The organism is Bacillus spizizenii TU-B-10 (assembly GCF_000227465.1).
GTDB lineage: Bacteria > Bacillota > Bacilli > Bacillales > Bacillaceae > Bacillus > Bacillus spizizenii.
Genome location: NC_016047.1, coordinates 3201379 through 3222520, shown reverse-complemented (window position 1 = coordinate 3222520; position 21142 = coordinate 3201379). Strand labels below are relative to the sequence as shown.

Sequence of the window (21142 nt, the reverse complement as noted above, 5' to 3'; positions counted from 1 at the left end):
AGAAAGAGATGGCAAATCCTTTTGAAAATGCGGATGGCACATATTTGGTGCTGATCAATGAAGAGGGCCAATATTCCCTGTGGCCCGGTTTTATAGATGTGCCGAGCGGCTGGACAGTCGTTCATGAGCAAAAAGGGCGTGAAGCTTGTCTGGACTATATTCAATCGCATTGGAGCGATATGAGGCCCAACAGCCTAAAGCCTGTTGAAAATGTGTAATCGCATGAAAAAGAGACTGCTTGCCGCAGTCTCTTTTTCTATCTTACGCAGACGTTTGGGTATGATCACAATCTCTGACCGGGTTTCCGTTTTCATCCGTACACCAAGATTGGGATAAAAACGCTAAAAACACTGCGGCCCACTGATCGGCGAATTGAATCAGAATGCCTCCGTCATGCCAAGAGCCGTTGTCTTTTTTCCAGCGGCTATCCATTGCATTCCCTTGGTTCATATGGATATTGTGCATGCCGTTAGTCGGGGTAAAACCGAATATTTTATCTGCAGCCTGTTCCGGCCCAAATTTTGAACCGAAAATATAAATTGGTGCTTTCTCTTCTTGCGCTTTCTTCATATACGTTTCAATAAAGTCATTTAAATCATTATCAGGCCCCGTGATCTCATGCGGCAAAGGCTTCATTTCTCCCGGGTCAAACAAATTGCCCCGCACATAATCCAGCGCCACTTCACGGTTTGCTTCATTGATCTTTGTATATCCATACGGCATGTTCGGAAGGATGGTAATTGAGCTTGAATCAAACTGATCGTCAGCCAAATACAATACTTCAGATTCCTCGGAACTGGACATCACATTGATGGCGCACCTGTAATACGTATTCTCTTCACCGAGCACTTTGACTTGGAAATGAGGACTGTCATCATCAGTTTCCCGCTTCATATCTAAGACAATGCCTTTTAACACGCCATATTGCTGAACAGCCATATGAATCCTCCTTTATGATCAAGTTTCATCGTTTTAGTTCGTGAAATGGTCTCTTTTTTCCTTTTAAAAAATAAAAAAAGCCTGCAGAAATCTTTCTGCAAGCTCAATGTCATTAAGCACCTGCCACAGATGACTCATCCTCTAAAGCTTTCTCGGCAGGAACATACTCATATCCTAAATCCTTTGCCACAGCTTCATAGGTCACGTGTCCGTTTGCTGTGTTTAAACCAGCTTTCAGTGCCGCATTGTCTGCGAGCGCTTTTGCTGCCCCTTTGTTAGCAATTTGCAGCGCGTATGGAACAGTAACGTTAGTCAGGGCGATTGTTGATGTACGCGGGACAGCGCCCGGCATGTTCGCCACAGCGTAGTGGACAACGCCGTGTTTTTCATATGTCGGCTGATCATGTGTAGTAATATGGTCGACAGTTTCGACGATGCCGCCTTGGTCGATCGCAACATCGACAATCACTGAACCCGGTTTCATTTGTTTTACCATTTCCTCAGTGACAAGAGTCGGAGCTTTAGCCCCCGGAATTAAGACCGCGCAAATGAGAAGATCCGCTTCCGCCACAGCATCTGCAATATTGACCGGATTAGAAATTAACGTTTTAATCTGATGGCCGAAGATGTCATCAAGCTGGCGCAGGCGGTCTGCGTTTAAGTCGATGATGGTCACGTCCGCCCCGAGGCCGACAGCCATTTTCGCTGCGTTTGTGCCGACTACGCCTCCTCCGATAATCGTTACTTTTCCGCGAGAAACGCCTGGCACTCCGGCAAGCAGAATGCCTTTTCCGCCTTTAGGTTTCTCTAAAAATTGAGCTCCGATTTGCGCTGCCATTCTGCCTGCAACCTCTGACATCGGCGTCAGAAGCGGCAATGTCCGGCCGTGACTAACTGTTTCATATGCGATCGCCGTAACCCCTTTATCTTTCAAGGCTTGTGTAAGCTTAGGCTCAGCTGCTAAATGAAGGTACGTAAACAGCACAAGCCCTTCGCGGAAGTAGACATATTCTTCTGGCAGCGGTTCTTTTACCTTCATGACCATTTCGGCGTCCCACACCTGTTTCGGGTCAGCGATGATTTCCGCTCCTGCTGACTCATAGGCTTCATTTTCAAATCCGCTTCCAAGGCCCGCGCCTGTTTCAACCAGTACTCGGTGGCCGTTTGAAATGAGCTGAGAAACGCCTCCAGGTGTTAGTGCGACACGGTTTTCATTGTTTTTTATCTCTTTAGGAACCCCTATGATCATATCTGTCTCCTCCTGTATCTGTGATGTTTTTAGTGTAGCTTGATTCTTAAGAAAATTCTTTGTTTGAAAAAGAAAATAAAAAAACATGGATTTGTGAAATTTCACAAATCCATGTGCCGAAGCTTGATATCTAAATAGATGGTGAATTTTTGATTCACATTTTTTAAATCGATTTCAGCAATCTGGCTGATACGCTTGAGACGGTAATTCAACGTATTAACGTGTATATTTAATATCTTGGAGGCTGTATTCACGTTGCTGTCTGCTTCAATAAAACGCTCTAGCGTTTCTACCATATTTGACTGGTGATCTCGATCATACTGTTCCAGTTTGGAAAGCGAATAGTTAAAATATCCAGTCTGTTTCCGTTTTTCATCTAAGATATCCAAGTATTGATAAATGCCTAACTCAGAAAAACTGAAAAGATGTTTTGTCTCTTCTGCGAAACGTTCCTTTGCTTTTAAGACAGACAATGCCTCCTGATAGGAGCGGGAGACAAAAGAAATAGAATGGTATATTCCGCCAAAAGCGATAGAAACGTCTTCTATTTTATAACGTTCTTTCAGCTGTTTTTGCGTACTTAAAGCAAACTGCTTTAAATCTTGAAAAGGGTGATCTGTTTTAGGGGCGGTTAAAATAATGAGTTCATTGGAATCTACGGTTGTCAGCAGCACGTGAACCTGCTGGGTCGTTTCCTGCAAATATTGCAGCTGCTGTTCGATTTTTTCAGTCAGCTCGCCGTTTATCCGGATGATCATAACGGAAAACTCAGAAGGGGCGGCCATTCCAAGCTTGTGGAAGCCATCCGCCATGTCATGCTCCTGATGAATGTGACCGGTCAGCATTTTCCAGAAAAATTCTTGGCTGCGTTCTTCATTTTTCGTTTTTCTGATTTGGAGTTTGAGAAGCTTGTTTCTCACTGCTTTTGCCGCCATTTGCAATGTCATCAGATCATCGTCAGACAATGTTTTTTGGATCTCAAGCGCCCATATGAAGCCAAGCACTTGGTTGTTTTTCCAAATGGAAATTGCAACGCGATTGCTTAGTCCGACTTCATCTATTTGCTTTACTCTGATCGGCTGGTCCGTTTTTAAAAGAGCTGGAATCGTCCCATCTTTCCACAACTTGTTAATGACCTTCTCGGGTACTCTTCTGCCAATGATTGTAGACGTTCGGGCAGGATCTGTGCAGTCACTGTGTGTGCTGTAGGCAAGCAGCTTGTGGTTAACATCCTCTATGGTGATCGGGCACCGCAGAACGTCGCTGATATGATCAGCTACATCTTCAAGTCTGTCAAAACTGTATTTAAACGGATCATTCGGCATGGTCATAAATCTCCCTACTTTTCATGCTTGATTTCTCTTTGACATCTCATCCCCTTCCTTTTATTATGATTGTTGTTGTTTGGGAAAATCAACAACAAAGAGCGGAAGCCAAAAAAACAAGTACATGGCATATTGAGAGCAACGTCTTAATATATGATTGGCAGTGCATTCGCCTTTTTACAGTACAGTTGTATGCCTTAAATGATACGAAACTTATCCTATTATTCTTCTAAGAAAGTCATCGGGGGGCAAGACTGATTAAGGAAAGAAAAAACTGAACCTTTCAGAAATGGTGCTGTAGCATCAAATTTTCTGAAAGGTTTTTTTTGGGAGTTGGTGAATCATTTGGGTCTTTTGGATTATTCGGAGAATGAAGAGAAGATTAAGAAAATAAACCTACTTGTTTAACAATATATGTCATTTTTAAGCGATTCGGGATAAACCATTGGACTCATTTTGTAAAATTAAAACATATTTGTTTGACTGTACCGAAAAACTGTTTTTATAATAATGACGTTCTAAAAATAAGTGAATTAGCCCATATTTAGGCTGATGGCACAGGAGGTAATGAGGAATATGGCAGGATTAATTCGTGTCACACCCGAAGAGCTAAGAGCGATGGCGAAGCAATACGGCGTTGAAAGCCAAGAAGTATTAAATCAGGTCGATCGTTTAAATCGCATGATCTCTGATTTGAAAAGCATGTGGGAAGGTGCTTCAAGCGAAGCGTTCGCAGATCAATACGAGCAGCTCAAACCTTCATTTATCAAAATGTCAGATTTGCTTCAAGATGTGAATCAGCAGCTTGATCAAACAGCAAATACACTTGAGTCTACTGACCAAGACATCGCAAATCAAATCCGCGGATAACAGTATGAAAGGGAAGGAGCGCCTGATTCACGAGAAGACGGCGCTCTTTCTATGTAAGGGTGATCCTAAAATGTATATTGATATTACAATAGATTTGAAACATTATAATGGCAGTGTCTTTGATCTCAGATTGTCAGATTACCACCCGGTGAAAAAAGTAATTGATATTGCTTGGCAGGCTCAAAGCGTAGCTATACCTCCGCGCGAAGGGCACTGGATCAGAGTGGTTAATAAGGATACGGTGTTTTCCGGAGAATGCAAGCTATCAGATTGCGGCATTACAAACGGAGACCGGCTTGAAATATTATGAAAGGATCTGGTTGAATGTCAGGTAAACAAAAATCATATTTAGAAAACCAATTAGAAGCCGTTGCCAAGAAAACAGATGCCGGCTATACATTTACCTTTCAGCGGGAAAAAATAAAGCTCCTGGACGGTCTCGAAGCCAACGTGATCAAAGATGTAAATCCATTTTTTCATAAAGAGATCGATGTGACGGATGATGAAGTGATCATCACAATCCAACCTCCTCCCTCCTATAAAGCATTCCGCTTCATGAAAGCTAAAGATAAAAAAAGCAAATGGCAGTTTGCCTATCAGCTTGTTCAAGCTGTACAGCAGCACAATCTGTCAAGGCTGAATTTGATTGTCGCTCCTGAAAACATTGTATTCGATAAAGGCCTAACGCCTTATTTTCTCCATTATGGAGTAAAAGAAAGCATTCCTCCTTACGAGCATGATGAGGAAAGAGTGTGGAGGGAGCTGAAAGCGGCAGCGGCTTTGGCAGTTGACGGCGCTTTTGATTTTGAAGACTACCTGAAATTTAATGAAACGCTGACGTTCTCCGCAGAGGCTAAGGCGATATTGGATGCGGCGTCCTATGATGACCTGCTCGAGCTGATTCAAACCCATATCGATGAGCTCGAAGCCAAAGCGAAAACATACATACATATCCCGAGAAAGAAATGGAACATCCAGCGATATATCGGCCTGGGGCTCATTGTTTTGCTTGTGCCCGCCCTTATTTATTCGATGTACTCATTATTTTTCGCACAGCCAAAGCACCAGGCGATAGTGGACAGCAACCGTGCTTTCCTAAATAAGCAGTACAGTGAAGTTATCAGCACACTGTCTAAGTACGATGCGGAAAGCCTGCCTGAATCGGTGCAGTATCAGCTTGCTTATTCCTATGTAGAAGTTGAAAAACAGCTTTTAGATTATCAACGGGATAATATTGAGAAGCTAGTGACATTGCAATCTGAACCGCAGCATTTCCTTTATTGGATTGATATTGGTAGAGGGGATTATAAAGAAGCGATCAGTATTGGACATAAGCTCGAGTATAACCCATACATTTGGCTTGGCCTTTATAAATATAAACAGCAGCTCTTAGCTGAGGATAGTAATGATGAAGCAACTCAAAAAGAACTTGATTCTGTAGACAGCGAACTTGATAAAGTGAATAAAGCTAACGCTGAACAGAAAAAAGAATCGAATAATGAGTCTTCAACAACTGATACAACCGAAGAAAAACAACAAGCTGAAGAGAAAGCGGCAGAAGAAAAAGCCGCAGCCGAGGAAAAAGCGAAAAAAGAAGAACAAGCGAAGAAAGAAAAAGAAACAGAAAAGAAAGATGAGAAAAAAGATGACAAATAACGTGAGACATGAAGCGCAGGTCATCGCATGCTGCCATTCGGCCGTTAGGGGGTTCGCCATTTGAGTCTATTATGGGTTTTTTACCAAAATAACGTTCAAAAACTGAAATTGTCTGACCTCCCGTCGTCCCATCCGGTGACCATAGGGCCTGATGTGAAGGATTCCGTGACGATCGGCACCATTCCGTTTGAAAGCGGAGTGATTTCTCTTCAAAGAAAGGAATCCGGCGGCCAATACGAAGTTTTCCTGGGAAATGATTGTCTCGGCACGATTGAGCCTGATACATCATTTACTCTCCAAACGGATCAGCAGGGTATACGCTTGATCTTGATGGGCAGTGAGCCTGAGAAATCCATTTATTTTACGGGGAATCGGGATGAAATCATATGCTCTTCAGAAAAAACAAATGCAGATATTTATTTGAATCCGCAAGATTTTGCTTTTGCAGATCAAAGCACGTTTTCTATGCTTCGTGTCGGCGAAAGCTGGTCGGTTCATCCTGAAAGCGGGACGATCTTCTTGAACGGAGAGAGGATCATCGCCCATACACCGCTCCAGCCGGGGGATGAAATTTTCTGGAACTTTACGCAAATGAGAGTGACGGAACAAGACCTTTTAGAAATTGTCCATTTTGCACCGTTTGAAACAGCATTAACAGAAACGGTCAAACCGAGCACAGAGATGCAGAAAAAATACCCGCAATACAGAAGAACGCCGCGGATGGTGTACGATTTGCCGGATGACCGCGTTTCTTTCAGTTTTCCCTCTCAGGAGAGCGATCAAACCAACAGAGGGCTGTGGCTCGTCATTCTTCCGCCGCTTGTCATGCTGATCGTGATGGGCGTTGTCGCACTCATCCAGCCGCGCGGCATATTCATACTCGTTTCTCTGGCGATGTTTATGATGACCCTTATTACCTCGACGGTACAATATTTCCGGGATAAAAACCAGCGGAAAAAACGCGAGGAAAAACGGGAGCGCGTGTATAAGCTTTACCTAGACAATAAGCGGAAAGAGCTTCAGGCGTTAGCTGAAAAGCAAAAGCAGGTACTTGAATTTCACTTCCCTTCGTTCGAACAAATGAAATACTTAACAAGTGAAATCAGCGACCGGATCTGGGAAAAATCACTAGAAAGCAAGGATTATCTCCAGCTGCGGCTGGGGACGGGAACAGTCCCTTCAAGTTATGAAATCAATATGAGCGGCGGAGACCTGGCCAATCGTGATATTGATGACCTCATGGAAAAATCGCAGCACATGCAGCGTGTTTATAAGGATATCCGCAATGCGCCGGTTACGGTCGATTTGGCGGAAGGTCCGATGGGGCTTGTCGGTAAATCGCAAATTGTGAAAAATGAGATTCACCAGCTGATCGGACAGCTGTCGTTCTTTAACAGCTATCACGATCTGCGTTTCGTTTTTATTTTTCATGAAGAAGAGTATAAAGACTGGGAGTGGATGAAGTGGCTTCCGCAATTTCAAATGCCCCATATTTATGCGAAAGGGTTTATATATAATGAGCAAACCCGAGATCAGCTCCTGTCTTCACTTTATGAATTGATCAGAGAGCGCGATCTTGAAGATGACAAAGAAAAACTGCAGTTCAAACCGCATTTTGTATTTGTCATCACGAACCAGCAGCTGATCTCAGAGCACGTCATTCTCGAATATTTAGAAGGACAGCATGAGCATCTGGGCATCTCTACAATTGTCGCTGCGGAAACAAAGGAAAGCTTGTCGGAAAACATTACGACTCTTGTCCGCTACATCAATGAGCATGAAGGCGACATTTTAATACAGAAGAAAAAAGCGGTAAGAATTCCGTTCCGCCTTGATCATCATCAACGCGGGGACAATGAACGGTTCTCACGCACACTGCGGACGCTGAATCACCAGGTCGGCATTACAAATTCCATTCCGGAAACGGTATCGTTCCTGGAGCTTTTCCATGCCAAGGAAGTAAAAGAAATCGGCATTCAGCAAAGATGGCTGACGAGTGAATCGTCGAAGTCGCTGTCAGTGCCGATCGGCTATAAAGGAAAAGATGACATTGTGTATCTGAACCTTCACGAAAAAGCCCACGGTCCGCACGGGTTGCTTGCGGGGACAACGGGGTCAGGGAAAAGTGAATTTCTCCAGACCTACATCCTGTCACTTGCGGTGCATTTTCACCCGCATGAAGCGGCTTTCTTATTAATTGACTATAAGGGCGGGGGGATGGCGCAGCCGTTTCGCAACATTCCTCACCTGCTCGGCACGATCACAAATATTGAAGGCAGCAAAAACTTCAGTATGCGTGCGCTTGCTTCCATTAAAAGTGAGCTGAAAAAAAGGCAGCGCCTGTTTGACCAATATCAAGTCAATCACATCAATGACTATACAAAGCTGTACAAGCAGGGGAAAGCAGAAGTGGCGATGCCTCACTTGTTCTTAATTTCTGATGAGTTCGCCGAGCTGAAAAGCGAGGAGCCTGATTTTATCAGGGAGCTTGTCAGCGCCGCGCGTATTGGGCGAAGCCTCGGCGTTCATTTGATTTTGGCGACACAGAAGCCGGGCGGCATCATTGACGACCAGATCTGGAGTAACTCACGCTTTAAAGTAGCGCTGAAGGTTCAGGATGCCACCGACAGTAAAGAAATTTTGAAAAACAGCGATGCCGCAAACATTACCGTGACAGGACGCGGTTATTTGCAGGTCGGAAACAATGAAGTGTATGAGCTGTTCCAATCCGCCTGGAGCGGGGCTCCTTACTTAGAGGAAGTCTACGGAACAGAGGATGAAATTGCGATCGTCACGGATACGGGTCTGATCCCGCTTTCTGAAGTGGATACCGAAGATATCGCGAAAAAAGATGTTCAAACAGAAATCGAAGCTGTAGTTGACGAAATTGAACGCATCCAAGATGAAATGGGAATCGAGAAGCTGTCAAGCCCTTGGCTGCCGCCGCTCGCGGAACGTATCCCGCGCACTCTTTTCCCTTCAGAGGAAAAAGACCATTTCCACTTCGCGTATGTCGATGAACCTGATCTGCAAAGACAGGCGCCGATTGCTTATAAGATGATGGAAGACGGAAATATCGGCATATTCGGCTCTTCCGGCTATGGAAAATCGATTACAGCCGCAACGTTCCTGATGAGCTTTGCGGACGTATACACACCAGAAGAGCTTCATGTCTATATCTTTGATTTCGGAAACGGAACGCTTCTGCCATTAGCGAAGCTCCCGCATACCGCGGATTACTTCCTGATGGACCAGTCAAGAAAAATCGAAAAGTTCATGATTCGAATCAAAGAAGAAATTGACCGCCGTAAACGTCTGTTCAGGGAAAAAGAAATCAGCCACATCAAAATGTACAATGCGCTGAGCGAAGAAGAGCTTCCGTTCATTTTCATCACCATTGACAACTTTGACATTGTCAAGGATGAGATGCATGAGCTTGAATCGGAATTTGTCCAGCTTTCCAGAGACGGGCAGAGCTTAGGCATCTACTTCATGCTGACAGCAACGCGGGTTAATGCGGTCCGCCAGTCATTATTAAATAACCTGAAAACAAAGGTTGTCCATTATCTCATGGATCAATCTGAGGGATATTCCATTTACGGACGGCCGAAGTTCAATCTTGAACCGATTCCGGGGCGCGTCATCATTCAAAAGGAAGAGCTTTATTTCGCGCAAATGTTCCTGCCTGTTGACACGGACGATGATATCAGCATGTTCAACGGACTGAAATCAGACGTTCAGCATCTTCAGGAGCGCTTTGCTTCAATGGAGCAGCCCGCACCAATTCCAATGCTGCCTGAGAGCCTGTCGACGAGAGAATTTTCTCTCCGCTTCAAGCTGGAACGCAAGCCTTTATCTGTACCGATCGGGCTTCATGAAGAAACAGTCAGCCCAGTCTATTTTGATTTAGGCAAGCACAAGCACTGCCTGATTTTAGGCCAGACCCAGCGCGGAAAAACAAACGTCTTAAAAGTAATGCTTGAACATCTGATTGATGATGAAACCGAAATGATTGGCCTGTTTGACTCGATTGACCGCGGATTGTCCCAATATGCGAAGGAATCGGATGTCTCATATTTGGAAACGAAAGAAGATATTGAGCAGTGGATCGAAGCAGCAGAAGACATTTTCAAAACAAGAGAAGCCATGTATGTAGAAGCCGTCCGCCAGGGAGACGCGCAAAATCTGCGATTCTCACAAGTGGTGCTGATGATTGACGGGATTACGAGATTCCAGCAGACGATTGATACGAGAATACAAGACCGTCTCGCAAACTTCATGAAATCATACGCGCATCTTGGGTTCAGCTTTATCCCGGGCGGAAATCACAGCGAATTCTCAAAAGGCTATGACTCCTTGACGACAGAGATGAAGCAGATCCGCCACGCAATTCTGCTGATGAAAAAATCTGAGCAAAATGTCATTCCTCTCCCGTACCAAAGACAAGAGCCTGAGATTCAGCCGGGCTTCGGATATGTTGTGGAAAACGGGAAGGAGCAAAAAGTTCAAATTCCTTTATGTTCTGCTGAAAGGGAGAGTGCTAGATGACAGAACAACGAAAAAGCTTGATCAAGTTAATATCCGCCGTCATCATCATTTTGCTGCTGCCGGTTTTGTTTTTCAGATTTATCGGAGACGATCCGACGAAGAAAGCAGTCAATTCCACGCGGCAAATCGCGGTGGTGAATGAAGACACAGGCGTATTGAGTGATGAGGTAAAATCTGATGAAGAGGACAAATCCGCCCAGTTCGGCAAGGAAGTAGCGGCCTTTCTGGGTGAGCGTCCTAATTATTCATGGACGGTCGTAAACCGAAGCGCGGCCGAGACTGGTCTCGCATCAAAGAAATACGATGCGATCGTCTACATTCCCTCGGATTTCTCAAAAAACATTTTGAGCTATGACAAAGATCATCCTCAAAAAGCAACGCTCGAATTCAGCATTCAAGATAACCTGAATGCGGTCAACAAAGAAAAAGTTCAGCGTGAGCTTGAGGATGCGCAAAAGACAATGAACAAAAAAATGTCGGCCTTATACTGGAACTTTGTTTCACAAAAAGTGGACAACATCAGAGGAGAATTTGACAAAATCGTCAATAAAGAATCTGAATTCCAGAATGTCATGTACAACTTTTACAAACCAAGCTCTAATGATTTAGCAGGTGAAATCAAACAGCAAAAAGACTTAATCGATGAGCTGAAGAAATCAATGAACGAAGTGCAGGGCACGACAAAAGAAAAAGCTTCAACAGCGGAGGAAGCCAAAAACACGCTGAAAGAATTCATTGATACCGTTGAAAGATACAAAGAATATCAAGAAAATCAGAAAAAACTGCTTTTGGCAGCCCAGGATTCAACTCAGCAGCAAATCCAGACAGGTCTGGATGCAATCGCAGCACAGCAAAAGGCAAATCAGTTCAGCGAACGCATGAGCGGACTGGCAACTGGGATCAGCCAAGCGAAAACACAGCTTGCACAAACAAGTACAGTGTTGGCAAATGCCCAGCAACTTAGGGAGGGTCAAGTGCCTCAGCAGGAACTTGGTATGGCGAAGATACAAAGCGATTTAATTAATCAATACCAGGTTGCATCAAAACAGACAGCATTAAATCAGGTTTATGAACTGCTTGTCCCAGCGCGTGAGGCACTGACAGTTGCGAAAGGGGACGATCCAGTCAAAGATGATGGCTCTGACAACAATGATCAAGATAAAGACCCAAAAGAAGAAGATCCTGAAGAACTGAAAATTGATCTTGAAAAACAGCGTGAAGAACTGAAAAACATTGCGGCGGATATTCAGGACATTTCAGACAATCTAAAGGAACCTGAAAAAGAGGAGCCGACGCCAGAGGACCCGGGAACTGAAAATCCGGGAACAGACGAGCCATCCACTGACAACCCGGAAAAACCTGATGACGGAAACAACACAAATCCCGATGATACACAGGGAGACACCGGAAACGATGATAACAATAGTGGTACCGGGACTGACGGACAAACGGACGGCGATACTCAGGATCAAGACCAGCAGCAGGGAACAGGCGGTCAGGAGCAGAACGGCGATGCCTCTAATGGTGAGTCAGACAGCGGACAAACCGAAACGGGTACATCTGCCGAACAGACTGCTTCATCTGACTCAGCCCTTCAATTTATCCAGCTGGCAAATGAAGGCGGAACCGGAGATTCAGGAGATACTGGAGGCGACGGTGGCGCGGCTCAGCCTGAGGACGAAGGTCAAACAGGAAACGATGAGATTTCTGATATCGCCAAAGCAAAAGAACAGCTCAGCCAAGCATCTGAGCGAATCAAGCAAATTGAAGAAGAGCTCAAAGAAAAAGAAACTTCCCATAATGAAGAGCTGAAAAAGAAATTAGAAGAACTAAAAGAACAAATGGATGGTCTCAATGATGAAATTGTTGACTTGAAAGACAAAGTGGAAAAGCTAGAAGGTAAACTTGAAAACCTTGAAGCGAAACGGAAGCGGGAGTTCGAAGGGATTTACAGCGCGATTCGCGAGCTGGAAAATAAAGATCAGCTTCAATTCTCCGGAGAGATCAATACAGAAAGCATCTCCGCTTTAATGAGATACTATAAATATTTATCAGTTTATGACTCTGTATTATCCGGAACGATAGACAGCGCTGCGAAAACCAATGCAATTAAAGACCAGCAGGGCAACGTCAAATCAGTCCTGGCTCTCTCACCTGCAGAAACAGCCAGCTGGGAAGATCTGAAAAACAACACGATGCAAACCGATGAAGACATTAACAGCTTCATCGACGGCATGACCAAATTTACGGAGGACTACAGCGGCTTCATCCGTGACTCTCAAGCAGGTGTTCTTGACGAACTGACGAAAATCTCTGAAAGTGCCGCAAAAGCGTCAGAACAGCTGGTAACAGGTACAACGCAAGAAGCTGCGACGTTCAGTAACGACGGGCTGTCTGGCACAATGGCATTGAGTGTCCAAGATACGGTCGGCCAGGAAGTGCTGCAAATGTCAGACATGATGGGGTCATTGTCTGATCGCCAGTCAGGCATTATTGATTACACGACGAATATGCAGCAAAGCGTCAATGATGTTCAGGCGAAAGCTGACACCTTAAACAACAACTGGGGGAAAAATGTCGCTTCCACGAAACTCGTGCGCAATGACGTATACGGCATACTCGGAAATACATTAGTAGACGGGCAAAACAACGGCTATGTATATGATTACTTGGCGAATCCGCTTAAAATCAGCGGAGAGGTACCGGAAGAAAAAACTCAGACGGTGCCGCCGGTTGTCATCCTTGTCATTGTATTGATCAGCAGTCTGTTAATCGGCTATTTCAGCTCGTATTACCAAAACGCGCCGCTTCTCGTCAAAGGAGCGCTATTCGGAATTCTGAATATCCTTGTCGGACTCATGATCAGCTTGTTCGGTTTGAATATTTATTCATTGCCGGACGATCAGACGATTAAGTGGTCGGTGTTTACGATTCTATTGCTAGTCGCAAGCTCTGCCTTCATCCGGACAGCATTCAGATTCGGATCGATCCCTGGATGGGTTGCTTCAGCGGCAATGATTCTATTCTACGTCGCACCGCTTATTGATTTGATTATGCCGAACTTTACATTTGAAGATCCGGTTTCGAAAGTATATATCGACATCCAGTACGGTACAGGACACTTGTTTACAATGGGAATAACGGTTCTGCTGATCATTACGGTGATTGCCGCGGCTCTGCCGCTGATCATCCGGATGATGGCCGAACACACAGCAGAAAGCGATGAAACGTATGAAGCGTAATCGCAGCATGGAAAAGGGGATCATGATTTGTATGCTCTCCTTTTCCCTTTTCATACCCTCTGCCGTAGCAGCCGAAACCGAGGAAAACACAGATGTCGCGCCAAACCAGTATGAGAAAAAAGACATCGAAATTGATACGAATTATTTGCATGAAGATACCTACTATGAAGAGAAAACAGAACTGCCTGAGGAACAGAAGGATATCACTTTTGATAAGCCCGAGGACAAGGACGCCGAGCTGATAAAAGATTTGTTTACATCAACAAATGCCGAGGAATCCAACACGATTGCGGCCCAGTCGAAACAGCTCGGGATTACGTTTGCTGAAAAACCAATGACAAAGACGTCATCCACGGAAACAGAAGAAGGACAAGAAACATCTTCATTGCTGCTGCCGATGATCTATGTCGTACTGATCCTGCTCGGAATTGCAGGCATTGTGTTTCTCATCCCAAAAGTCACAGCGCAGGAGAACAAAAAGGCATAGGCCCTGTGCTTGTGTTGTGCAAAAGCGGTACCGTACAATAGGAATGGAAGGAGGAGGTTTCCAATGGAACTTTATATCATCACCGGAGCGTCAAAAGGACTGGGTGAAGCCATTGCATTACAGGCTTTAGAGAAGGGTCATGAAGTCCATGCCTTATCCAGAACGAAAGCGGATGTCTCTCACGAAAAACTGACGCAGCATCAAATAAACCTCATCAATCTCGCAGAAGCTGAACAGCAATTTGAAACATTGCTTTCATCCATTAATCCAGATCGTTATTCAGGTATTACCCTGATAAATAACGCCGGAATGGTAACGCCGATCAAACGCGCCGGCGAAGCGTCTCTTGACGAGCTTCAGCGCCATTATCAGCTGAACCTGACTGCGCCCGTCCTTTTGAGTCAGCTGTTTACAAAACGGTTTGCTTTATACAGCGGCAAAAAGACGGTTGTCAACATTACGTCAGGCGCCGCCAAAAATCCATATAAGGGATGGAGCGCGTATTGCAGCTCAAAAGCCGGGCTCGACATGTTTACGAGGACATTCGGATTTGAACAAGAAGATGAAGAACTGCCAGTGAACATGATTTCTTTCTCACCAGGTGTTATGGACACTGAGATGCAAGCTGTCATCCGTTCTTCATCGAAAAAGGATTTCCACGACATTAAACGTTTCCAGAAATTAAATGAAACAGGAAGCCTTCGCAGTCCGTCCTTTATTGCCGGCACACTGCTTTCTTTATTAGAAACAGGGACAGAAAACGGACGCATTTACGATATTAAAGAGTTTTTGTAGAGCAGACATTTTCTGCTCTTTTTTTTATAAAAAAGTCAATCGCCCTCGCATTCTGTTGAACAGCCGCATATACTGACTGAAACTCTGCTTTTAGGGTATAACAATGATGATTAGAAGACAAAATGATGTGACATAAGAATTGAGTTTCTCTGCAAATTATGTTAGGATTCTAAAAATATCTAAAGGAGGGGTTTCCATGAGAAAGGTTACATTAATGGATGTTTTCACCCATCCAATTGCACAAAAATATCTACAGCGTTCCGGCGTGGCACATGCGATTGCCTGCGCTTACCATGCGTACAGGCTGTCTATAAAGGCTGACATCAACCCTGATTTAGCTGCAAAAGCGGCGCTGCTGCATGACATCGGCCATTATGAATGGTATACAGACGGAAAGTGGGACTATGAGAAATACAAAAGAAATGACATTCATGCCATTAAAGGGGCGGAACGGGCTCATAAGCTTCTGATTCGGCTTGGCGAGGAACCGAAAGCGGCAAAAGAGATTGCCCTTGCCATTTTGCTTCATACCGATTCCTATTTACCTGAAGGCGAATTAGATAAAAACACGCTGCAGCAGATTGTCAAAAAAGCGGACGAACTTGATGAAGAGCCGGGAGGCCACCATCATTACCGCCAAATCGATCCTTCAACTGCACGTAAAAAAATAGAAAAGCTGGACCGATTAATCGACCAAGCCCAGGCATCCATGATAAAGCCTGTATAAGTCCCTTTTTTTCACGGAACAGCGCCAGCTCTCTTCGCTGTCTCCGCTTCATCACCATTTCCTTTACACCCGCTTCCAAACATATTCTCCTAAAATCCCCGCGTTCCTGGTTTTATCAGGTAAGCCTGTGTCATTATCCATAATTGCGGCATAAACTGAGATAAAACATCAAAAGGGGATTGAAGTATGGTCAACCAAGGTAGTCCGCAACTGGTCTCTTTAGTCGATCCTTATGTCTATCAGACCATTAAAAAGCTCATCGGCTCAAGGTTCGTGATACAGACAGTACGAGATACGGTCAGAGGCAGACTGATCGATGTAAAACCTGACCATATCACCATTGAAGGAGCCCGAAATTCTGTTTGTTTGATCAGAATGCAGCACATGATTTCCGTTACGCCAGATTATAGTGAGCGGGTTTAACAGTGCTTGCGCATGAAAAATAGGCGTACACCGGGACGTCCTATTTTTCAGTTAAGCGCTGTAAAAAAGCACTATGATACAATGTATCGTCAAGGTCAAAACCGGCAAATTCTTGATAGTCACCATCTGAAAAACAAAAAGTGACGCCGTACACTGTATAGCAGGAACGGACTGAAGCATGCTGGCGGACACGAAAATGATAACCATCTGAATCTTTTACATATAGCCTGGATTTCCCGGCAAATGGGGCACAGAGCAGTGCTGCCTCACCAAAACATTCGAATCCGGCAATTTTGCCGTCTTGGCTGATATCCAGCAGGATGCAATCATTGACTCTAAGCTCCTCAGACCGTACATTCCTGCTCTATTTTGGAGGAAGAACATAGATATAAGCCAGTGAATCTCTGTCGTATGTGACTGCCTGCATCATCAATACTCCTTTCATTATATTAAGAGTTCTGATATGAGTTCATTTTTGTTACAATGATGGGGTATAAGTCCTTTTATCTGACAGACAAAGAAAAACTAGGAGGAACAAAGCTTGTTGAAATCAAAAGTCCATTTTTGGACATTGCAGATTTTATTTGTTTTGCTGATTATTTACGTAGCAACAAAGGTTTCATTTGTATTTCAGCCGTTTATCGTTTTTATCTCGACATTGTTTTTCCCGATGCTGATTGCGGGAATTTTGTATTTCATTTTTAATCCGGTCGTCCGCCTGCTTGAGAAAAAAATTCCGCGGACATTATCCATTCTATTGATCTATTTACTATTTATCGGTTTGCTGGCCTTCGTTTCAGCGTCAGTCGGACCTGTCATAACATCGCAAGTGACCGGGCTGTTTAACAATCTTCCTGATTATATAAAACAGATTCAGTCGCTCACAAAAGATATGTCCCATTCCCAATGGTTTACCTGGATGATGAATCAGGATTATGTATCGATATCAAAAATTGAACAGTCGTTGACAAGCTTTCTCCAAAACCTGCCGCAAAATATCACGTCCAGTTTATCTGCGGTGTTTGGTGTCGTGACAAACATCACGCTTGTTATTATCACTGTTCCATTTATCCTTTTTTATATGCTGAAAGACGGACACCGCTTTCCGCATCTGGCGGTAAAAATTCTTCCGGCTTCCTATCGGACAGAAGGCTTAAAGATTTTTAAAGATTTATCCGATACGCTTGCGGCTTATTTTCAGGGACAGCTGTTGATCTGTCTTTTTGTCGGAACAGCGTGTTTTATCGGCTACTTAATTGCCGGGCTGCCGTATGCCTTAATTCTTGGGATTGTCATGGCGATTACCAATATCATTCCTTATGTCGGGCCTTTCCTCGGTGCTGCGCCGGCTGTCATTGTTGGTTTTATGGACTCTCCGGCCAAAGCACTGTTTGCGATTATTGTGGTTGTCATCGTTCAGCAGCTCGACGGGAACCTGCTGTCTCCTCTCGTGATCGGAAAGCGGCTGAATACGCATCCGCTTACAATTATTTTGCTGTTGATCGGAGCTGGAAGCTTCGGCGGAATTCTCGGCATGATTTTAGCAGTGCCGGTCTACGCGGTAGTGAAGGCATTCTTCCTGAATATTGTCCGCTTGATCAAGCTGCGCCAGCGGTCACGCCTTGAAGAAAACGCCAAGTCCGCTGAATAGGCGGGCACCATTTGCGCCTCTTTGCATATGATGCTGTAAATCAATGCGGAGGTGGGGAAATGCCTGCGATTGTAGGTCCGATTTATATTATGTCCATATCAGGTGATGCAGCGGCCAGCTTTGGAGATGTGTTTGCGATTTCGCCAAAGAGCGTTGATCACACAGGCGCAGGATCGGGTGCGTTTCAATTAGGTGATTATATGAAGGTCAATAATGAACACAGTAAAACGATTTTCAAAGATGCCGATATCATTGATGAAACAGTTTCGTTTAACGGGTAACAGCCTTTTCAGGAGAGGCTGTTGCTTTTTTATTGTATAATATGGGTAGTCTTTGAGTAGAGAGGTCATGTTATGAAAATCAGAAAAGCGAATATCAATACGCAAACCGGAATGATCACGGACGTGTATCTGCATGAAAACAGAAAAGAACTGCGCACGTTAGTAGCGGTTCCGCAGCTGGAGTGGAGTACGATCATTTCTTATGAAGAAGATAAAGCATCTCTGCCTGAACGGCTGGAAGCTTCTTTGCGCCGGCATACAGAGGAAGAACCGGCTGGTGAGCTGGCCAAAAAAATCATTCATTGGGTAACAGAAATGTAAACCGCCCTTGAAAGTTTAGCTCCTGCCTGATCAGGTGATAATGAAGACAAACAAGACGGGAGGACAAGCTTTTGAGTGATGAAAAAATGGATCTCTATTTGCAGCAAGGAATGTACGGGCCCTTGGAGACAAAGCCTGACGAGCGCCATTTGTTTTTAGGCTCATTAAGGGAAAGAGTGCTTTTGGCATTGACGAAAGGGCAGGTGCTCAGAAGCAAACCGTATGAAGAAGCGGAGCAGGCGCTGAAAAACAGCAAAAACATAACCCTTTTGATTAATGGAGAGCTTCAGTATCAGTCGTACTCTCCCTATATCCAAATGGCGAACCGGAACGGAGTGCACTTCAAGATCGTATCAGATCTTCAGTTTCATACGCCTTTAGGCCTTGTCATTGCGGCAGACATCGCTGTGAATCGTGAATTGATATATATTCAGGACGACATTTTTAACCGGTCAGTGCTGAAACCTTAAGAGACAAACGGACCGTTTGTCTTTTTATTCATGGCAATTCACTTACAACTGGAGATAAGATATAATGTTCTCATACTGATGGCGGGGAGGCCGGCTATGAAAAAAGCACTTATTTGTATTGATTATACGAATGATTTTGTGGCGAGTGACGGAAAATTGACCTGCGGGGAGCCCGGCAGAATGATTGAAGAGGCGATCGTCAATTTGACTGAAGAATTCATCACAAACGGTGATTACGTCGTATTAGCAGTAGATTCTCATGATGAAGGGGATCAATATCACCCTGAAACCCGTCTTTTTCCTCCGCATAATATTAAAGGCACGGATGGAAAAGATCTGTACGGAAAGCTTTTGCCTCTATATCAGCAACATGAACATGAACCAAATGTTTACTACATGGAAAAAACGAGATATTCTGCTTTTGCGGGAACTGATTTAGAGCTCAAACTCAGAGAGCGGCAGATTGACGAACTGCATCTTGCCGGTGTCTGCACAGATATTTGTGTGTTGCATACAGCGGTTGACGCTTACAACAAAGGTTTTCGGATTGTTGTGCACAAACAGGCTGTTGCCAGCTTTAATCAGGAGGGGCACACGTGGGCTCTTTCCCATTTTGCAAACAGCATCGGAGCGCAAGTGGCAGAGTAAGGAAGGGGAAAAACAGTGTTAGAGTATGGATTTAAAGATGACAGCCTGTCATTACATACAGACCTTTATCAAATCAATATGGCAGAAACTTACTGGAGAGACGGCATTCATGAAAAGAAAGCCATTTTTGAGCTTTTTTTCAGAAGGCTTCCGTTTGAAAATGGTTATGCGGTGTTTGCAGGTTTGGAAAAAGCCATCGAATACCTGGAAAATTTTAAGTTTACGGATAGTGACCTGAATTATTTACAGGAAGAACTCGGGTATCATGAAGATTTTATTGAATATTTGCGTGGTTTAACGTTTACAGGTTCACTTTACTCCATGAAAGAAGGAGAGCTCGTATTTAACAATGAGCCGATTATGAGGGTGGAAGCCCCCCTTGTAGAAGCGCAGCTGATTGAAACGGCTTTGCTCAACATTGTGAACTACCAAACATTAATCGCAACAAAGGCTGCCCGGATTAAAGGCGTCATCGGCGATGAAGTCGCACTTGAATTCGGAACAAGACGGGCGCATGAAATGGATGCAGCCATGTGGGGAGCGAGAGCAGCCTTAATCGGCGGATTCAGCGCGACAAGCAATGTAAGAGCCGGAAAGCGCTTTAATATCCCGGTATCCGGCACGCATGCGCATGCGCTTGTGCAGGCTTACCGTGATGAATATACAGCTTTCAAAAAATACGCGGAAACGCATAAGGATTGCGTCTTCTTAGTCGACACGTATGACACGCTTCGCTCAGGCATGCCGAATGCGATTAGAGTGGCCAAGGAATTCGGAGACCGCATTAATTTCATCGGCATCCGCCTGGACAGCGGCGATTTGGCGTACCTGTCAAAAAAAGCCCGGAAAATGCTCGATGAAGCAGGATTTACAGATGCGAAAGTCATTGCTTCAAGCGATTTGGATGAGCATACCATTATGAATTTAAAGGCTCAGGGAGCGCGCATTGATGTCTGGGGTGTCGGTACGAAGCTGATCACGGCCTATGACCAGCCGGCTCTCGGCGCGGTTTACAAACTCGTTGCCATTGAAGAAGACGGGAAAATGGTCGACACGATCAAAATTTCGTCCAATCCTGAAAAAGTGACAACACCGGGCAGAAAGAAAGTGTACCGCATTATCAATCAGTCCAATCATCATTCTGAAGGCGACTATATTGCGCTATATGATGAGCAGGTGAATGATCAGAAGCGGCTCAGAATGTTCCACCCGGTTCATACATTCATCAGCAAATTTGTCACGAATTTTTATGCGAAGGATCTTCATGAGCTGATTTTTGAAAAGGGCATTCTCTGCTACCAAAACCCTGAGATCTCAGACATACAGCAGTATGTGCAGGATAACCTCAGCCTGCTGTGGGAGGAGTATAAGAGAATCAGCAAGCCGGAGGAATATCCGGTAGATTTAAGCGAGGACTGCTGGAGCAATAAAATGCAGCGGATTCACGAAGTGAAAAGCAGACTTGATGAAGAGCTTGAGGAAGAATAAAGAAAACTGGCCTTTCGTTCGC

19 protein-coding genes and 1 pseudogene are annotated in these 21142 nt (G+C 44.5%); 16 read left to right on the top strand and 4 right to left on the bottom strand.

Annotated elements, in window-relative coordinates:
* The first annotated feature begins 8 nt into the window (after nt 1-8).
* Entirely contained in the window at nt 9-218 is a 210-nt protein-coding gene (locus GYO_RS38175) for an MbtH family protein (RefSeq protein ID WP_014115006.1), read from the top strand.
* Nucleotides 219-261: 43 nt separating this feature from the next.
* Here GYO_RS38175 and GYO_RS38170 read toward each other — a convergent pair whose 3' ends face one another.
* From GYO_RS38170 to adeR, 3 genes are all read right to left on the bottom strand, one after another.
* Entirely contained in the window at nt 262-939 is a 678-nt protein-coding gene (locus GYO_RS38170) for a YukJ family protein (protein WP_014115005.1), read from the bottom strand.
* 112 nt (nt 940-1051) lie between these two features.
* Entirely contained in the window at nt 1052-2188 is a 1137-nt protein-coding gene (gene ald, locus GYO_RS38165) for an alanine dehydrogenase (protein WP_014115003.1), read from the bottom strand.
* A 101-nt stretch (nt 2189-2289) separates the two neighbouring features.
* Entirely contained in the window at nt 2290-3519 is a 1230-nt protein-coding gene (gene adeR / locus GYO_RS38160; RefSeq protein WP_053407036.1) for a sporulation transcriptional activator AdeR, read from the bottom strand.
* 570 nt (nt 3520-4089) lie between these two features.
* Between adeR and GYO_RS38155 the strand changes: the two genes are divergently transcribed.
* The 9 genes from GYO_RS38155 to GYO_RS38115 all read left to right on the top strand — a co-directional run bounded on the left by GYO_RS38155 (nt 4090) and on the right by GYO_RS38115 (nt 16261).
* Complete coding sequence (locus tag GYO_RS38155) at nt 4090-4383, top strand: WXG100 family type VII secretion target (RefSeq protein WP_003220661.1); 294 nt, start codon at nt 4090-4092, stop codon at nt 4381-4383.
* 70 nt (nt 4384-4453) lie between these two features.
* On the top strand, nt 4454-4693 hold the full coding sequence (gene yukD / locus GYO_RS38150; RefSeq protein WP_010329928.1) for an ESX secretion system protein YukD: 240 nt from the start codon (nt 4454-4456) through the stop codon (nt 4691-4693).
* A 14-nt stretch (nt 4694-4707) separates the two neighbouring features.
* On the top strand, nt 4708-6039 hold the full coding sequence (gene essB, locus GYO_RS38145; protein WP_014115001.1) for a type VII secretion protein EssB: 1332 nt from the start codon (nt 4708-4710) through the stop codon (nt 6037-6039).
* A gap of 60 nt (nt 6040-6099) precedes the next feature.
* Entirely contained in the window at nt 6100-10587 is a 4488-nt protein-coding gene (gene essC, locus GYO_RS38140) for a type VII secretion protein EssC (RefSeq protein WP_041521056.1), read from the top strand.
* A complete protein-coding gene (gene esaA, locus GYO_RS38135) occupies nt 10584-13829 on the top strand; it encodes a type VII secretion protein EsaA (protein WP_014114999.1) in 3246 nt (1081 codons plus the stop codon). Before essC ends, esaA begins: the two co-directional genes overlap by 4 nt.
* Before the next feature lie 31 nt (nt 13830-13860).
* Complete coding sequence (gene essA / locus GYO_RS38130) at nt 13861-14316, top strand: type VII secretion protein EssA (RefSeq protein WP_080010100.1); 456 nt, start codon at nt 13861-13863, stop codon at nt 14314-14316.
* 63 nt (nt 14317-14379) lie between these two features.
* Nucleotides 14380-15111 (top strand): (S)-benzoin forming benzil reductase, encoded by a 732-nt coding sequence (locus GYO_RS38125; protein WP_014114997.1) that lies wholly within the window; start codon nt 14380-14382, stop codon nt 15109-15111.
* A 196-nt stretch (nt 15112-15307) separates the two neighbouring features.
* The gene (locus GYO_RS38120) at nt 15308-15838 is read left to right on the top strand and encodes an HD domain-containing protein (protein WP_014114996.1); all 531 of its coding nucleotides are present in this window, start codon (nt 15308-15310) and stop codon (nt 15836-15838) included.
* Between the two features lie 186 nt (nt 15839-16024).
* Nucleotides 16025-16261 carry a YuzF family protein gene (locus GYO_RS38115; RefSeq protein WP_014114995.1) on the top strand — a complete coding sequence of 79 codons (237 nt, stop codon included), beginning with the start codon at nt 16025-16027 and terminating at the stop codon, nt 16259-16261.
* A gap of 40 nt (nt 16262-16301) precedes the next feature.
* Here GYO_RS38115 and GYO_RS38110 read toward each other — a convergent pair.
* Nucleotides 16302-16688, bottom strand: a pseudogene (locus GYO_RS38110) (DUF2283 domain-containing protein).
* Nucleotides 16689-16802: 114 nt separating this feature from the next.
* Between GYO_RS38110 and GYO_RS38105 the strand changes: the two are divergent.
* The 6 genes from GYO_RS38105 (at nt 16803) to GYO_RS38080 (ending at nt 21120) form a co-directional block, all read left to right on the top strand.
* Complete coding sequence (locus tag GYO_RS38105) at nt 16803-17912, top strand: AI-2E family transporter (RefSeq protein WP_014114993.1); 1110 nt, start codon at nt 16803-16805, stop codon at nt 17910-17912.
* A gap of 59 nt (nt 17913-17971) precedes the next feature.
* Entirely contained in the window at nt 17972-18193 is a 222-nt protein-coding gene (locus GYO_RS38100; protein ID WP_014114992.1) for a spore germination protein, read from the top strand.
* A gap of 72 nt (nt 18194-18265) precedes the next feature.
* The gene (locus GYO_RS38095; RefSeq protein ID WP_014114991.1) at nt 18266-18514 is read left to right on the top strand and encodes a YueH family protein; all 249 of its coding nucleotides are present in this window, start codon (nt 18266-18268) and stop codon (nt 18512-18514) included.
* Between the two features lie 71 nt (nt 18515-18585).
* Entirely contained in the window at nt 18586-18984 is a 399-nt protein-coding gene (locus GYO_RS38090) for a YueI family protein (protein WP_014114990.1), read from the top strand.
* A 96-nt stretch (nt 18985-19080) separates the two neighbouring features.
* Nucleotides 19081-19632 (top strand): cysteine hydrolase family protein, encoded by a 552-nt coding sequence (locus GYO_RS38085; RefSeq protein ID WP_014114989.1) that lies wholly within the window; start codon nt 19081-19083, stop codon nt 19630-19632.
* 15 nt (nt 19633-19647) lie between these two features.
* A complete protein-coding gene (locus tag GYO_RS38080) occupies nt 19648-21120 on the top strand; it encodes a nicotinate phosphoribosyltransferase (protein ID WP_014114988.1) in 1473 nt (490 codons plus the stop codon).
* The last annotated feature ends 22 nt before the right edge of the window (nt 21121-21142 follow it).

Bases quoted from the DNA above. Each gene is read 5' to 3' on its own strand.
- GYO_RS38175 (WP_014115006.1), top strand. From the start codon at position 9: ATGGCAAATCCTTTTGAAAATGCGGATGGCACATATTTGGTGCTGATC.
- GYO_RS38170 (WP_014115005.1), bottom strand. From the start codon at position 939: ATGGCTGTTCAGCAATATGGCGTGTTAAAAGGCATTGTCTTAGATATG.
- ald (WP_014115003.1), bottom strand. From the start codon at position 2,188: ATGATCATAGGGGTTCCTAAAGAGATAAAAAACAATGAAAACCGTGTC.
- adeR (WP_053407036.1), bottom strand. From the start codon at position 3,519: ATGACCATGCCGAATGATCCGTTTAAATACAGTTTTGACAGACTTGAA.
- GYO_RS38155 (WP_003220661.1), top strand. From the start codon at position 4,090: ATGGCAGGATTAATTCGTGTCACACCCGAAGAGCTAAGAGCGATGGCG.
- yukD (WP_010329928.1), top strand. From the start codon at position 4,454: ATGTATATTGATATTACAATAGATTTGAAACATTATAATGGCAGTGTC.
- essB (WP_014115001.1), top strand. From the start codon at position 4,708: ATGTCAGGTAAACAAAAATCATATTTAGAAAACCAATTAGAAGCCGTT.
- esaA (WP_014114999.1), top strand. From the start codon at position 10,584: ATGACAGAACAACGAAAAAGCTTGATCAAGTTAATATCCGCCGTCATC.
- essA (WP_080010100.1), top strand. From the start codon at position 13,861: ATGCTCTCCTTTTCCCTTTTCATACCCTCTGCCGTAGCAGCCGAAACC.
- GYO_RS38125 (WP_014114997.1), top strand. From the start codon at position 14,380: ATGGAACTTTATATCATCACCGGAGCGTCAAAAGGACTGGGTGAAGCC.
- GYO_RS38120 (WP_014114996.1), top strand. From the start codon at position 15,308: ATGAGAAAGGTTACATTAATGGATGTTTTCACCCATCCAATTGCACAA.
- GYO_RS38115 (WP_014114995.1), top strand. From the start codon at position 16,025: ATGGTCAACCAAGGTAGTCCGCAACTGGTCTCTTTAGTCGATCCTTAT.
- GYO_RS38100 (WP_014114992.1), top strand. From the start codon at position 17,972: ATGCCTGCGATTGTAGGTCCGATTTATATTATGTCCATATCAGGTGAT.
- GYO_RS38095 (WP_014114991.1), top strand. From the start codon at position 18,266: ATGAAAATCAGAAAAGCGAATATCAATACGCAAACCGGAATGATCACG.
- GYO_RS38085 (WP_014114989.1), top strand. From the start codon at position 19,081: ATGAAAAAAGCACTTATTTGTATTGATTATACGAATGATTTTGTGGCG.